Source organism: Kitasatospora sp. NPDC005856, from assembly GCF_040629945.1.
GTDB lineage: Bacteria > Actinomycetota > Actinomycetes > Streptomycetales > Streptomycetaceae > Kitasatospora.
Map to the genome: position 1 here is coordinate 25,357 of NZ_JBEXWT010000034.1, position 14,231 is coordinate 39,587.

Sequence of the window (14,231 nt, forward strand, 5' to 3'; positions counted from 1 at the left end):
ATGCCCACCACCGGCACCACCACGACCGACGACCGCGCCATACACATCACCGGCGGCCACCGCCTGGCCGGCGCCACCACCGTCCAGGGCAGCAAGAACATCGCCCTGCACCTGTACGCCGCCGCGATCCTCGCCGACGAGCCTCTGACCCTCCTCGGCGCCCCCGGGATCCTGGACACCGGCGTGGTCGCCGACATCCTGCAGCGCACCGGCACCCGTGCCACCGTCAACGGCGACGAGTTCGCCACCCGCCCGGCCGACTCCTACCTCCCCGTCATCCCGGACGACCTGGGACGGCGCATCCGCACCACCGCAGTGATGGGCGGCGCTCTGCTGGCCCGCGCCGGCAAGGCCACCTTCCCCACCCCTGGTGGCGACGCCTTCTGCGTGCGGTACATCGACCGGCACCTGGCGGCGATGGAGGCCGCCGGAGCCGAAGTGGAAACCGGCCGGGGCAGGGTTCGGGCCCGCTTCACCGGCAAGCGGCTGCCGTTCACAACGGACGCGGAAACCCGCTCGTGGGGGCCGAGTCTGGGGGCGACGGTCACCGCCATGCTGCTGGCCGCCCGCACCACGGGCACCTCCACAATCCTGAACCCGAGCATGGAGCCCGAGGTCACCCACACCGCCGCCCTGCTCTCGCAGGCCGGGGTCGGCGTCGAGTGGCAGGGCAGGAAGGCCCTGCACGTCACCGGCACCGACCGTGTCCGGGGCGGGGTGTGCACCGTGCCGCCGGACCGACTGGAGGCCGCCACCCTCGCGCTGGCCGCCGCCGTCACCGGCGGCACCGTGCACCTGGACGGTTTCCCCGTCGCCGCGTTCCCCGACGGCCTGGTGGCGGTGTTCGCCGACGCCGGCCTCCGGCTCGACCCGCTGGACGGCGGAACCACCCTCAGTGCCCCGGCCGGGCCGCGGGCGGTACAGGTGACCACCGGGCCGCACCCCGGCTTCCCGACCGACGTGCAGCCGCAGCTGACCGCCTTCCTGACCCAAGCCGAGGGCACCTCCCGCCTCGAGGAGCGGATCTACACCCGACGCGGCACCCACCTGCCCGCCCTCGCCGCCCTCGGTGCGAGCGTCAACGCAACGGGCTCGGTAATCACCGTCCGGGGCCGGTCCGTGCTCAGGGCCGCCGACGTGGCCGGGGAGGACATCCGGGCCGCGACCGCTCTCGTGATCGCCGCCCTGGCCGCCGAGGGCACCTCTACGATCCGAGGGATGTACCACCTTCGGCGCGGATACGGCAGCCTGCTGCCGAAGTTGGCCGCGCTCGGTGCCCACCTGACGATCGACCAGGAGAAGCCGTGACCACCACCGTGCCGTGGAAGCCGAATGCGCTCGCCGACCTGCGCGAGTGCCTGGACCTGATGACCGCTGACGGCACCGTGCCCGGCGGAGTCATCGCCCACGGCACCTTCGACACAGAGCCCGGCTACCTGGCCTCCGGCATCGTCGCCCCCGAGTGCGGCGACGCCCGGCCGGGACCGGACACGGTGTACGACGTGGCCTCGCTGACCAAGGTCCTGGCCACCTGGCCGCTGGTCGCCACCTCCCTCATGGATGGCTTCACCCCGCACACTCCGATCCGCGAACTGCTGACCGGCATCCCGGCCGAGGCGCCCGGCGGCCAGGTGACGGTCAGTCAGATTCTGGCCCACACCTCCGGCCTGCGGGCTGACACCCGACTCGACCAGTACCGGCACCGCCCCGAACCACTCGCCGAACTGATCTGCGGAGAGCCGCTGATCGCCGACCCCGGAACCGGCCACCGCTACATCAACCGCGGGTTCATCCTCCTCGGCCTGGCCCTGGCCCAGTACCGCTGCCGGCGCCTGGACGAACTCGCGACCGAGCTCTGGCAGCACCTCGGCATGACAGGCACGACCTACGGGCCGGTGCCCCGCTCCGCTCGGATCGCCCCGACCGAGCAGCGCCTGCAGGGCGGCCCCCGGCTGTGGGGCATGCCGCACGACGACAACGCCGCCCTGCTCGGTGGAGTCGCCGGCCACGCCGGGGTGTTCACCACCCCGGCCGACCTCGCCACCTTCGCCACCCACCTGCTGACCTCGCACGCCACCGACGGGCCCCTGGGCCGCTGGCTCGCCTACAGCATGCAGCCGCAGGCCGAGATCGAGCCTGGCCTTCAGCGGGGCCTGGCCTGGATCCTCGCCGACGAAGGACGAGTGGCCTACCACCACGGCTTCACCGGCACCAGCCTCTACCTCGCCCCCGCGACCGGCCGTTACGTGGCCATCTGCACCAACGCCGTCTACCACCACCAGGACAACCGCGCCCGGCTCGCGCCGCTGCGGGCACTCGCGCTCAAGGCGATCGCCGACGAACCCTAGGAGAGCCGCCGTGCCCGGACCCACCCTCGCGTCCCTCACCACGCTGCGGCTCGGCGGCCCGATCACGGAGCCGCTGCGGCTCTCGGACCTCGACGACTGGCAGGAACTGGTCCGTACCGTCGGCCACCGCGAGGAGCACCGCCCCCTCACGCTCGGCCACGGCAGCAACGTCATCGCCTCCGACACCGGACACTCCGGCACCGTCGCCGTGATGAACACCCGGGGCATCACCGCGAAGAAGCAGGAGGGCGGCGCCGTCCTGGTCACGGTGCAAGCCGGCCACCCGCTCACCGACCTGGTCGCCTGGGCCGCGTCCGAGAAGCTGGCCGGGACCGAGTGCCTGGCCGGGATACCCGGCACCGTCGGCGCCGCCCCCGTCCAGAACGCCGGAGCCTACGGCCGGCAGATCGGCGACGTCCTCGAGCACGTGACCGCCTGGGACTGGGACGCCGGCCTCCTGCGGACCCTGCCCGCGCGGGCATGCCTCCTGCGGCATCGCGGCAGCCGCTTCAAGAGCGACCCCGGCCGCTGGACCATCCTCACCGTCGCCATCCGCCTCACCCGCACCCCGGCCGCCCCCGTCTCCTACCAGCCGCTCGCCGACGAACTCGCGGTCGAGCCCGGAAGCAGACCGCCCGTCACCGAGGTCACCACCGCGGTCCTCGCCAACCGACACCGCCGCGGACTCCTGCTCGACCCTCACGGCCCCGACGCCCGACAGGTCGGTTCCGTCTTCCTCAACCCACCTGTCACCGCTGCCCAAGCCGACCGCTGGTCAGCCGCCGGCTGCCCCGTCCACACCGACAGCGACGGTCAACTGCGGGCCGGCGCAGGCTGGCTCCTCGAACTCACCGGCTGCCACCCCGGACAGAGGATCACCGAGAGCATCCGGTGTTCGGAAGCTCGCACCCTCACCCTCACCGCCCACGACGGCGCCACCGCAACCGGCTTCACACGAGCCCTGGCCGACCTCTCCGGACGCGTCGAGGCTGTCACCGGGATCGCACTGCGGCCCGAGCCTCTCGCGATCGGAACGTGGCCGCAGGCGCACGCCTTCATCGATACCGGCACGAGCCGCACGCGCCGCGCGCCGCCGCCTGACCGGTGTCCGCGCGATTGGGTGGCGACCGCTATTGATCCCCCACTGTTCACCGGGGCCTGCTGGAGTGGACGGGTTCTCCCCCGCGCCCGTCGCACTCCTCACCGAACAGGTCAGGTGAACGACATGCTCGACCACCCCACCCGCCCGGCCCGGGCCGCGCTGTACCTGCGCTGCTACCCCACCGACGCGGCGGGCCTGGACTACCAGCGCGCGGTGCTGGAGCGCCTGGCCCGGCAGCGCGGACTGCCGCTGCCCACCGCGTTCCTGGACGACGGGGTGCGCTCCGGCGATCAGCGCCCCGCCCTGGAGCGGCTGCTGGAGCGGGCCGGGCAGGGCTGGGTGAACGTGGTGCTGGTGCCCGGGCCGTTCGTCTTCTCCCTCGACGACCGCAGCGCCCGGGCCACCGTACGCCGGCTGGAGGCGCTGGACTGCACGGTCCTCGAACTGACCGGCCGGGACGCCCTGCCGCTCCACGCCCTCACCGCCTGAACGCACCGCCTGAACAGACCACCGGGGCACACGGCCCGAGCACAGCCCCTGAACACCGCCTGCACACCCCCGCACCACCCGTACCGCGACGGCGACCCGGCGGCCACGGCCGGGGGCCGTCACGGCATGATGGGGCCATGGCCTTCGCATCCCTCCTCGGCGAGCCCCCCGCACGTGACCTTGCCGGACGGCCGTGAGCCGGCCGGTCGAGCCGGGAGTGCCCGGCGACGGATTCGCGTTCGTGGGGCGCCGGCCCGAACTGGACCGCCTGACCCAGGCGATGCTCCACCCACCCGCCGTCGTGCTGGTCGAGGGCGAGGCCGGCCTGGGCAAGTCCCGCCTGGTGGCCGAGGCCTCGGCCCGCGCCGCCGACGAGGGCCGCCTGGTGCTGACCGGCTTCTGCCACCCCCTGCGCGAGCCGCTGGCCTTCGGCCCGGTGGTGGACGCGCTGCGCGGCGTCGGCCCGTTCCTGCCGCCCGCCGACCGCATCCCCGCCAGCGCCGGGGCGCTGCGCCCGCTGCTGCCCGACCTCGCCGACCGGCTGCCGCCGCTGCCCGCGGCCGCCGGCGAGGGGACGCCCGGGCTGCGGCTGCTCGTCCAGGCGGTGCGCGCCCTGCTCGGCGCGCTCGGCGAGACGGTGCTGGTCGTCGAGGACCTGCACTGGGTGGACGACGCGACCCGCGAGCTGCTCCTGCTGCTGGCCCGGGACGTGCCGCAGGGCCTGGCCCTGGTGCTCACCTACCGGGCCGAGGACCTGCCGCCCGACACCCCCGCCCTGGGCGCCGCCTACCGGCGCCCGGCCGGGGTGGGCGGCGCGCTGGTGCGGCTGGCCCCGCTCGCCGAGGCCGAGGTCCACGAGCTGGCCCGGGCCGCGCTCGGCCCGCGCGCCACCGCCGCCCTCACCCGGGTGCTGTTCGACCGCAGCGAGGGCCTGCCGCTGGTCGCCGAGGAGGACCTGATCACCCTGGGCGAGCGGCGCGGCGCCGACGCGCTGACCAACGCCGCGGACCTGGCCGCCGACCTGGAGCAGTCCGAGGTGCCGCGCGGCCTGCGCGACGCCGTCACCGAGCGGCTCGCCACGCTGTCCCCGGACGCCGCCGCGATCGCCTCCGCGGCCGCGGTGCTCGGCGTGCCCGCCGGGGAGGACCTGCTCGCCGCCGTGGCCGGCCTCGGCCCGCAGGCCGCCGAGGACGGCCTCACCGAGGCGCTGCGGGCGGCGGTGCTCAACGAGAAGCCGCTGGCCCGCTACGGGTTCCGGCACGTCCTGGCGCAGCAGGTGGCCTACCGGCGGCTGCCCGGGCCGCGGCGCGGCGCCCTGCACCGGCGTGCGGTGGCGGCGCTGGGCGCGCGGGAGCCGCGGCCGCTGGTGCAGATCGCCCATCACACCCTGGCGGCGGGCGACCGGGCGGCGTGGCAGGAGGTGGCCGAGGCGGCGGCCGGGCAGGCGGTCGCGCTCGGGGACAGCGGCAGTGCGGGCGCGCTGCTGCGCCGGCTGCTGGACGAGCCCGACCTCGATCCGCGCCGGCGCGGGCGGGCCGCGCTCGCGCTGGCGCGGATCGCCGCCGACGGCGTGGACTCGGTGGCCAGTGCGGCGACGCTGACCGCGATCATCGCCGATCCGCGGCTGCCGGTGCCCGACCGCGGCGAGATCCGTCTGTCGCTGGGCTTCCTGATGGCCGTTCACGGCGGGGACCGGGCCGGTTTCGACCGGATGGAGGAGTCCCTGGAGGAGCTGGAGCAGCGTCCGTCCCGGGCGGCCCGGGCGATGGTGGCGCTGGCGATGAACGAGCGCGACGGCGCCGGCGAGCGGGCCTGGCAGTGGCTGGAGCGGGCCGAGCGGACGCTGGCCGCGAGCCCGGACGAGGAGGTGGCCGCCGCGGTGCGGGCCACCCGGCTGACCTTCCTGGCGCGTGAGGGCGACCCTTCGGTGTGGGAGCGGCTGGAGGAGCTGCCGCGCAGCTCGCCGTGGCCGGAGATCGTCCGGCAGACCACCCGCGCGCTGTACAACGCGGGTGAGATCGCCGTCGAGCTGGGCCACGACCGGCGGGCGGCGCGGCTGTTGGAGGAGAGCCGGCGTCTGGCCCGGCAGGCGGCGATCCCCTATCTGGAGTGCTACAGCCGGATCGCGCTGGTGCGGTTGGACGGGCTGGCCGGGCAGTGGGAGGGACTGGAGGAGCGGCTGGCGGCGCTGGGCGCGGAGTTCCCGGACCTCGCGATGGCCGGGGTCGAGCAGGCCCTGCTGCTGGGCCGGCTGGCTGCCGCGCGCGGCCGGCTCGCGGTGGCGCACGCCCATTTCGCGGAGGCTGGCCCGTACGGGGAGCGGGAGTCGCAGGTGACCGGGGCGCTGCGGGCGGCGGCGGGGCTGGCGGCGCTGCAGCTGGCGGAGGGGGACGTCGCGCAGGCGGCGGCCACGCTCGAACCGGCGCTGGAGGCGCTGCGCCTGGCGGGGGCCTGGCCGCGGGCGGCGGAGCTGCTGCCGGTGGCGGTGGAGGTGCTGCTGGCCCAGGGCGAGCGGGCGGGTGCGGCGGAGCTGGTCGAGCAGGCCCGGGCGCGGCTGGAGGGACGGGACGCACCGGCGGCCTCGGCGGCGCTGGCCTTCGCCCGCGGTCTGCTGCTGGCGGACGGGGATCCGGCGGGGGCGTGCGGGCAGTTCGTGCGCTGCGGTGAGCTGTGGCAGGAGATCGGCCGCCCGTACGAGGCGGCGCGGGCCGAGGAGCGGGCCGCCGTCGTGTCGGCGGGGGTCGATCGGGCGGCGGCCGGGGAGCGGATCGCGGCTGCCGAGCGGGCCTATCTGGCGCTGGGCGCTGCCTCGGACGCGGCCCGTTGCCAGCGGCTGCGCCGCGAGCTGGGCCTGGGCCGGGCGGCCTCGGTGGGGCGGCGCGGCTACGGGGAGCGGTTGTCCCCGCGGGAGCGTCAGGTCGCGGCGCTGGCCGCGCAGGGTGCGGCGAACCAGGACATCGCGCGGGCGCTGTTCCTGTCGACCCGTACGGTCGAGCACCATGTGGCGAGTGCGCTGCGCAAGCTCGGGGTGGGCCGGGCGGGGCTGGGCGAGGCGCTGGCCGCAGCGGACGACGACGGCTCCTGAGGGAGGGAGAAAAGGGGTCCCGCCCGCTCCCTCAAGGGGCGGGACCCGGTCCGGGGTCAGCCGTGCTGGTGGTGGCCGGCGCGTTCGACGAGCCGGGAGAGGCGGGCCAGCCGGGCCAGGCCGGGCTGGCGCAGGCCGCTGCCGCTGCGGCGGGCGGGCAGGACCAGCCCGGGGTCGGGGGCGGTGAAGTGCGCGTCGGCGTAGAGCCGGAGACGTTCGCGGCGGGTCATGGGCGACCTCCGAGGGGGGTGAGGGTCGTCGGGGTGGGGCGGGCTCCAGGAAACCGGGCACAGGGGGGCGGGAACAATGCGTACCGCTACCCAATCGCGTGCCGAATGCTGGGTACCCGCCGTACCCGGGCTCCGGGGCGGGCCGTCCTGGGGTCCGCCGGGCGGTCCGTCAACCGGTGCTGGTCCTGGTGGGTGAAGATCCCGCCTGTCAGGCTTGGGCGCCCGTCCGCGCAGGTACGAGGTTCTGCTGTTCGTGTCGCCTCCCGACAGCGAGGTTCCCGTGTCACCTGTCCGACGAACGCGTCCGCGCCCACCGCACGTCCTGTCCGCACTGCTCGCGGTGGTGCTCGGCGCGGGCGCCGCCGCCCTGGCCCCACCGCTGGCGGCGGGGGCACCGCACGCCGGGCACGCCGAGGCGGCGCAGCCGAAGCCGCGCGGTGCCGGGACGCAGCGCCCGATCGGTCCGGATCCGGTGGTGGACCTGCTGGCGCACGGCAACCTCACGATGGCCTCCAACTCGGTGCTGACCTGCGACGACAGCGACGGCACGGTCTGTTCGGACACCGAGGGTTCGAACAACGGCCGCACCAAGTTCGTCAAGGTCGACCCGAACGCGCCGGGCCCCAACGCCTCCTCCGCCCAGCTGGTGCTGCCGGCCGGGGCGAGCGTCCTGTCCGCCCGGCTGTACTGGCAGTTCAACCCGACCAACACCAGTACCGCGGGCGGTACTTCCGGTGACATCAACCTGGGCAACCGGGTCTCCTGGAAGGTCCCGGGCGCGAGCGGCTACCAGCAGGTGACCGCGGACACCTACGACTGGTTCGACCAGATGGTCGGCGGGAACCCGCCCGAGCCGCTGCTGGCCGGCGGCGCGGTCAAGGACGTCACCGCGGAGGTCCGGGCGGCCGGCCCCGGCAGCTACACCGTGGCCGACATCCAGGCGTGCGCCGGCCGTTCCTCGGCGCAGAACTTCGGCGGCAACAACGTGGGCTGCTGGGGCGGCTGGTCGCTGGTGGTCGCGTACGAGGATCGGGCCGAGCCGCTGCGCTACCTCCAGGTCTGGGACGGTTTCCAGCTGCTGCGCGACCCCAACAACTCGACGACGCTCACCCTGGGCGGCATCCGCACGCCCGCCAGCACGGCCCCGCGGGCCACCATGGGCATCACCGTGGGCGACGGCGACGCGCCGATCGCCGGGGATTCGCTGGCCGTCGGCTCCGCGGCGGACAACCTGGTCCTGCTGCCGATGCCCGGCCCCACCGGGGTCGGCACGGACAACGCGTTCACCAGCCGCATCGACCACGTCGCGGCGGACGGCACCGGCACCAACATCACCACCCGCGACCCCGACCCGGTCAACAACTACGGCTACGACGCCCGGATGATCGACGTGACCGGCAAGATCCCGGCCGGCAGCCACCAGGCGCTGGTGCGGATCAGCGGCGCGGGCGACGCCCTGGAGCCGCAGGCCGCCTGGCTGGCCGTCGACGCCCTCGAACCCGACCTGCGGATCGCCAAGGCCAACAACCCGCCCGGCAGCCCCGACGACAACCCGCCCGGGCTGGTCGGCCCCGGCGAGACCATCACCTACACCTTCTCGGTGGCCAACCGCCGTCAGGACGGCAGTTCCACCGACCTCGACACCGCGACCGGCGTCACGGTGAGCGACGAGATCCCGGCCGGCACCACCTTCGTGCCGGCCTCCAACCCGGCCTGCCAGGCCAGTGGACAGACCGTCACCTGCACCGTCCCCGACCTGGCGCCGGGCGCCGAGGCCACCGTCGCCTTCCAGGTCACCGTCGACGCCTCGGCCGCCGTCGGCACCCACCTCGACGACACCGCCGCCCTCCACTTCCGGGGCAGCCAGACCGAGCGCGCCCAGGAGCGCACCAGCAACACCGTGCGCAACACCGTCGCCGCCGTGCCCGGCTACACCGTGGTCAAGACGGCCGACCCCACCACCGCCAAGCCCGGCGACACCGTCCGCTACCGGATCCAGGCCACCAACACCAGCCGGACCGACGCCGCCGGGGTGAGCCTCACCGACGACCTGTCGGGCGTGCTGAACTCCGCCGCGTACAACAACGACGCCGCCGCGGACCGCGGTCAGGTCCAGTTCGCGGGCACCGCGCTGACCTGGACCGGGGACCTGCCCGTCGGGGCCACCGCGACCATCTCCTACTCCGTCACCGTGCGCTCCCCGCTGGCCGCCGACGCGGTCCTGCGCAACACCGTCTCCTCCTCCACCTACCCGAACAACTGCCCGCCGGACTCGCCCGACGCGCGCTGCCGCGCCGAGGTCCCGGTCACGGTTCCGAGCCCGAGCCCGAGCCCGACGTCCTCGCCCAGCCCCGGTCCGACGTCCTCGCCGAGCCCGACCGCCTCCCCGACCACGAGTCCCTCGCCGCATCCGACCCACAGCCCGACCCACAGCCCGACCCACAGCCCGACCCACGAGCCTCCGCCCGGCCACGGCGGCCACCTGCCCGAGACCGGCAGCAACGCGGCCCGGCTGCTGCCCGTCGTCGGCCTCGCCGCGCTCGGTGCCGTCGCCGCCGGCGCGCTCCTGCTGATCCGCTCGCGCCGCAGCCGCTGACCCCCGCACCGACCGCGTTCCCCGGCCGCGCCCACGCCCCGCGTGGGCGCGGCCCCGCGTTCGCGGGCCGGGCGGTCGCCCGGTGCGACGGGTACGGGCCCTGCGCACGCGCCGCGGCCGCCCCCGGGGAGGGGGGCGGCCGCGGGTGTGCCGAGGGTCGAGGGCGGGTCAGTAGCGCAGGACGGCGGCGATGCGGTCGCTGTCGGCGAGGGTGTCGTCGGGGACGAAGCCGACCTGGCCGCCGGTGTCCAGGGTGCGCTCGATCACCTCGTCGACGATGTCCTCGCGGGCGCCGTCCTGGCCGGCCTCGGCCGGTACGAGGTGCTCGCCCTCGTCGCGCACGGTGGCGCGGTAGTTCTCCTCGACCACCAGGCGGGCGATCCGGCCCTCGCCGACGCTCTGCCAGACCTCGTCCAGGCCGGCCGCGAACTGCTGGGCGCCGCGGGCCTTGTCGAGCTGGCCGAGGTGCTCGGTGACCTCCTGCTCGGCGTTGGCGCGTACGGCGCGTTCGACCACCTTGCGGACGGTCTCGGCGTCGGCCTGGGCGAGGCCGCCGTGCGGGAGCTGGGCGGTGGCCGCCTTGGCGATCGGGCCGGCGGCGTCCATCAGGGCGAGCGCGGCGGCCTCGCCGACCACGTACAGCGGTCGGGGGGCGGTGGCCAACAGCTTGCCGACCTCGGTGTCGGCCTGGCGCAGGAAGGTCTTGGTGGCCTCGTCGCGGAAGGTGCTGGGCGTGTCGCCGATCTGCTCCTGCCGTTCGGGGTCGGGGTTGTCGAAGACGCGCGCCAGCGGGAAGCCGCGGCCCTTCTCCTCGGTGACCTTCTCCTCGGTGCCGCCCCAGAGCACCACCTTGTCGGCGGCGACGGCGAGGACCCAGAACGGGCGCTCGGCGGCGCGCGCGGCGACCAGGTTGCGGGTCAGGTAGGTGTCGGAGAGGACCACCCGGGCGGGGGCGGTGCGCCCGAGTGACCAGACCTGGTGCTCGCCGGGTGCGGCGAAGATCGCCAGGCCGTCCTCGGCGTGCACCAGGTCGACCTCGGCGAGGGCCCGGTCGAGCTGTTCCAGCACGTCGATGCGATCGGCGCGGGAGACCTGGGGGTCGGCCTGGACGCGTTCCTTGGCCTCGGCCAGCAGGTTGCGCAGCCGGACCGGGTCCTGGGCGTTGTCCGGCTCCCGGCGGTGGGTGGGCATCAGGATCGACACCGCCGGATAGGGCCGCGGCCGGCGCAGCTCGGCGAGGACGGCGGGGCTGAGGTCGGGGCGCATGGTGACCCTTTCCGAAGGCGGTCGGCCTTCTCGTGGACGCACGGAGCCTGGCACTGCTGCCAAATGCCGTCAATGTACCTATGTGCGGCTTCTGCGGCGCGCGAGCACGACCCGGACGGGGTCGGGTCCGGGATCTGCGGACGGGTCTGCGGGACGGGTCTGCGACCCGGGGCCCGCGGTACGGGCGGACGCCCCGCAGGCGCCGCCCGGAGTCAGGCGGCGGTGCCTGCGGGGCGCGGCGGTCAGAACTGCACGTCGGTGCAGGAGTAGAAGGCGTTGGCGGTGTCGGCGATCTCCCAGACGGCGACGATCACCTGGTGGCCGGTGCGGCCGGTGGGCAGGGTCCCGGTGTGGGTGGTGGTGGCGGCGGGCTGGCGGCCGTTGTAGGGGACGGTCAGGAACGGGGTCAGGTCCAGGGCGGCCCGGGTGATCGGCTGGCTCGCGTTGTAGCCGGGCTTGGTCAGGTAGTACTTGAAGTTCGTGGTGGCGTGCCGGGCCTCGATCTCCCAGGTGAAGGTGAGCTGCTGGCCCGCCGTCACCTTGGTGGTCGGCCAGGCGCCGTTGCGGGGGTTGTCCAGCGGGGCCCAGCGGGCGTCCCCGCCGGCGCAGATGGTGCCGTCCGCCGGGCCGCGGCTCGGGAAGCCCTTGGGGCCCTCGACGCTCTGCGGCTCCCACTGGATGTCGCCACAGTCCCACGGGACGGCGTTGGCGCCGCAGAGCGCGGAACGGCTCGGCGGCAGGTTGATGAAGCCGTGCGACTGGGCCGGCAGGGCCGCCGCGATCGGCAGGGCGATCGCGGCCGCGGCCGCGGCGATCAGATGGCGCTTGCGCATGGTGCTCCTCCGTGGGGGTGGATGGAGTGTGCGCCCGGCGCGGGGCGTGCGCGTGCGCGTGGGGGTGCGCACGGCGGCCTGCCCGAGAGATGGCATGCCCGCGCCAGACCGGTTGCCCGACACCGTAGGATCTGCCTTCCCCCCGCGTCAATGGTCTGAACCATTTGCATCAAAGCCCCGCGAATACTGGGCACCGCCCGACACTTCGCGCCCCGCACCCGCGCCGTCCCACGCGCGAGCATTATTTGCACAAGCGCTATACAAGCTCTAGCTGATATTTCAGTTCATGGCTTATCCTGTACTCAGCCGCATCTGGAAGGAGGCCGGGCCCCATGACCGCCACGGACCCCGCGCTCACCGCCCTCGCCAACGGTTGGGGCGCCCTGTCCCTCCTGCACGGCAGGATCGAGTCCCACATCGAACGCGCCCTGCAGGCCGAGCACGACCTGAGCGTGCGCGAGTACTCGCTGCTCGACGTGCTCAGCCGCCAGCACGACGGCGTGGGCGGACACCTGCAGATGAAGCAGGTCGCCGACGCGGTCGTGCTCAGCCAGAGCGCCACCACCCGCCTGGTCACCCGACTGGAGGACCGCGGACTGCTGTCGCGCTACCTGTGCCCGACCGACCGCCGCGGCATCTACACCAACGTGAGCGAGGACGGCCTGAAGCTCCTGGAGCAGGCCCGGCCGACCAATGACGCCGCGCTGCGCGAGGCGCTCGACGAGGCCGCCCGCACCCCCGAGCTGACCTCGCTGGTCGAGGCGGTCAAGGCCGTGGACGCCGCCTCGCCCGCCCGCTGACCCCGGTCGGCCCAGCGGCCGCCACTCCCCCGGGCCCGGCCCGTCCGTACCGCACACGCGGTTCGGACGGGCCGGGCCCGGTCGCGTTTGTGGCACCCCACCCCCCCGGCACCGACACCCCGCGGCACCCCGACCCCGCAGCGCATGCCCCCTATCCGCGCTTGCGTATATCGCGCGTCTGCAACTATTGTCTAAGCACGCAAGGCGCTAGCTCAAGCAATCACAGAAGGGTTCGGGCCCATGCCTCTCGCTCTCATCGCCCTGGCCATCGGCGCATTCGGGATCGGGACCACCGAGTTCGTGATCATGGGACTCCTGCCCCAGATCGCCGGCGACTACGGCGTCTCCATCCCCAACGCGGGCCTGCTGGTCACCGGCTACGCCCTCGGCGTGGTCATCGGCGCCCCGCTGATGACCGCCCTCGGCACCAGGATCAGCCGCAAGACCATGCTCATGATGCTGATGGGCCTGTTCGTGGCGGGGAACCTGCTCTCCGCGTCCGCCCCGTCCTTCCCCGTGATGCTGGCCGGGCGCATCGTGACCTCGCTCGCCCACGGCGCCTTCTTCGGCATCGGCTCCGTCGTCGCCGCCGACCTCGTCGCCCCGCAGAAGAAGGCCGGCGCCATCGCCACCATGTTCACCGGGCTGACCGTCGCCAACATCGTCGGCGTGCCGCTGGGCACCTTCATCGGCCAGGCCGTCGGCTGGCGCGCCACCTTCGCCGGCGTCGCCGCGCTCGGTGTGATCGGCCTGCTCGGCATCGCCAAGCTCGTACCCGCCCTGCCCCGCCCCGAGGGCGCCCACCTGCGCCGGGAGCTGACCGCCTTCCGCAACCCCCAGGTGCTGCTCGCGATGGCGATGACCGTGCTCGGCTTCGGCGGCGTCTTCGCCGCGATCACCTACATCGCCCCGATGATGACCAACGTCGCCGGCTACGCCGAGGGCTCCGTCACCTGGCTGCTGGTGCTGTTCGGCGTCGGCATGTTCCTCGGCAACCTGCTGGGCGGGCGCTACGCCGACCGCAAGCTGATGCCGATGCTCTACACCACCCTCGGCGGCCTCGCCGTGGTGCTGGCGCTGTTCACCTTCACCGCCCACGACAAGGTCCTCGCCGCCGTCACCATCCTGCTGGTCGGAGCCCTCGGCTTCGCCACCGTCCCCCCGCTGCAGAAGCGGGTGCTGGACCAGGCCCACGGCGCCCCCACCCTGGCCTCCGCCGTCAACATCGGCGCCTTCAACCTCGGCAACGCGCTGGCCGCCTGGCTCGGCGGGACGGTGATCTCCGCCGGTCTCGGCTACACCGCCCCGAACTGGGTCGGCGCCGCCCTCGCCGCGGCCGCCCTGCTGCTGGCCTTCTGGTCCGCCGCCCTGGAGCGCCGCGACCGCACCCGTGAGGCCGTCACCACGGGCGCGGCTCCCCGCCGCGCCGCCCTGCACCACTGACCACCGACCCGAGCCACCCCCACCGCACCACCGGGAGAA

At 74.6% G+C, this 14,231-nt stretch carries 10 protein-coding genes; 7 read left to right on the forward strand and 3 right to left on the reverse strand.

What is annotated here, in order from left to right:
* The 4 genes from ABZ449_RS21400 (at window position 1) to ABZ449_RS21415 (ending at window position 7,024) form a co-directional block, all read left to right on the forward strand.
* On the forward strand, window positions 1–1,308 hold the full coding sequence (locus tag ABZ449_RS21400) for a UDP-N-acetylglucosamine 1-carboxyvinyltransferase (RefSeq protein ID WP_360347978.1): 1,308 nt from the start codon (window positions 1–3) through the stop codon (window positions 1,306–1,308).
* Window positions 1,305–2,348 (forward strand): serine hydrolase domain-containing protein, encoded by a 1,044-nt coding sequence (locus ABZ449_RS21405; RefSeq protein ID WP_360347981.1) that lies wholly within the window; start codon window positions 1,305–1,307, stop codon window positions 2,346–2,348. The genes ABZ449_RS21400 and ABZ449_RS21405 overlap by 4 nt, the downstream gene beginning before the upstream one ends.
* A 10-nt stretch (window positions 2,349–2,358) precedes the next feature.
* Window positions 2,359–3,939: a UDP-N-acetylmuramate dehydrogenase gene (locus tag ABZ449_RS21410; protein WP_360347984.1), complete on the forward strand. Its 1,581-nt coding sequence runs from the start codon at window positions 2,359–2,361 to the stop codon at window positions 3,937–3,939.
* Between the two features lie 241 nt (window positions 3,940–4,180).
* Window positions 4,181–7,024 carry an AAA family ATPase gene (locus tag ABZ449_RS21415; protein WP_360347987.1) on the forward strand — a complete coding sequence of 948 codons (2,844 nt, stop codon included), beginning with the start codon at window positions 4,181–4,183 and terminating at the stop codon, window positions 7,022–7,024.
* 56 nt (window positions 7,025–7,080) lie between these two features.
* On the opposite strand, the gene ABZ449_RS21420 is transcribed toward ABZ449_RS21415, so the two are convergent.
* Window positions 7,081–7,254 carry a hypothetical protein gene (locus ABZ449_RS21420; RefSeq protein ID WP_360347990.1) on the reverse strand — a complete coding sequence of 58 codons (174 nt, stop codon included), beginning with the start codon at window positions 7,252–7,254 and terminating at the stop codon, window positions 7,081–7,083.
* 280 nt (window positions 7,255–7,534) lie between these two features.
* Between ABZ449_RS21420 and ABZ449_RS21425 the strand changes: the two genes are divergently transcribed.
* A complete protein-coding gene (locus ABZ449_RS21425; protein ID WP_360347992.1) occupies window positions 7,535–9,850 on the forward strand; it encodes an LPXTG cell wall anchor domain-containing protein in 2,316 nt (771 codons plus the stop codon).
* A gap of 168 nt (window positions 9,851–10,018) precedes the next feature.
* Here the strand turns inward: ABZ449_RS21425 and ABZ449_RS21430 are convergent, their stop codons facing one another.
* Window positions 10,019–11,116, reverse strand: a complete 1,098-nt coding sequence (locus ABZ449_RS21430; RefSeq protein ID WP_360347995.1) for a chemotaxis protein — start codon at window positions 11,114–11,116, stop codon at window positions 10,019–10,021.
* A 242-nt stretch (window positions 11,117–11,358) separates the two neighbouring features.
* Complete coding sequence (locus tag ABZ449_RS21435) at window positions 11,359–11,949, reverse strand: lytic polysaccharide monooxygenase (protein WP_360347998.1); 591 nt, start codon at window positions 11,947–11,949, stop codon at window positions 11,359–11,361.
* Between the two features lie 332 nt (window positions 11,950–12,281).
* Between ABZ449_RS21435 and ABZ449_RS21440 the strand changes: the two genes are divergently transcribed.
* Together ABZ449_RS21440 and ABZ449_RS21445 are read left to right on the forward strand one after the other, a co-directional pair.
* A complete protein-coding gene (locus ABZ449_RS21440) occupies window positions 12,282–12,749 on the forward strand; it encodes a MarR family transcriptional regulator (RefSeq protein WP_360348001.1) in 468 nt (155 codons plus the stop codon).
* A gap of 240 nt (window positions 12,750–12,989) precedes the next feature.
* Window positions 12,990–14,192, forward strand: a complete 1,203-nt coding sequence (locus ABZ449_RS21445) for an MFS transporter (RefSeq protein ID WP_360348004.1) — start codon at window positions 12,990–12,992, stop codon at window positions 14,190–14,192.
* Window positions 14,193–14,231: the final 39 nt, after the last annotated feature.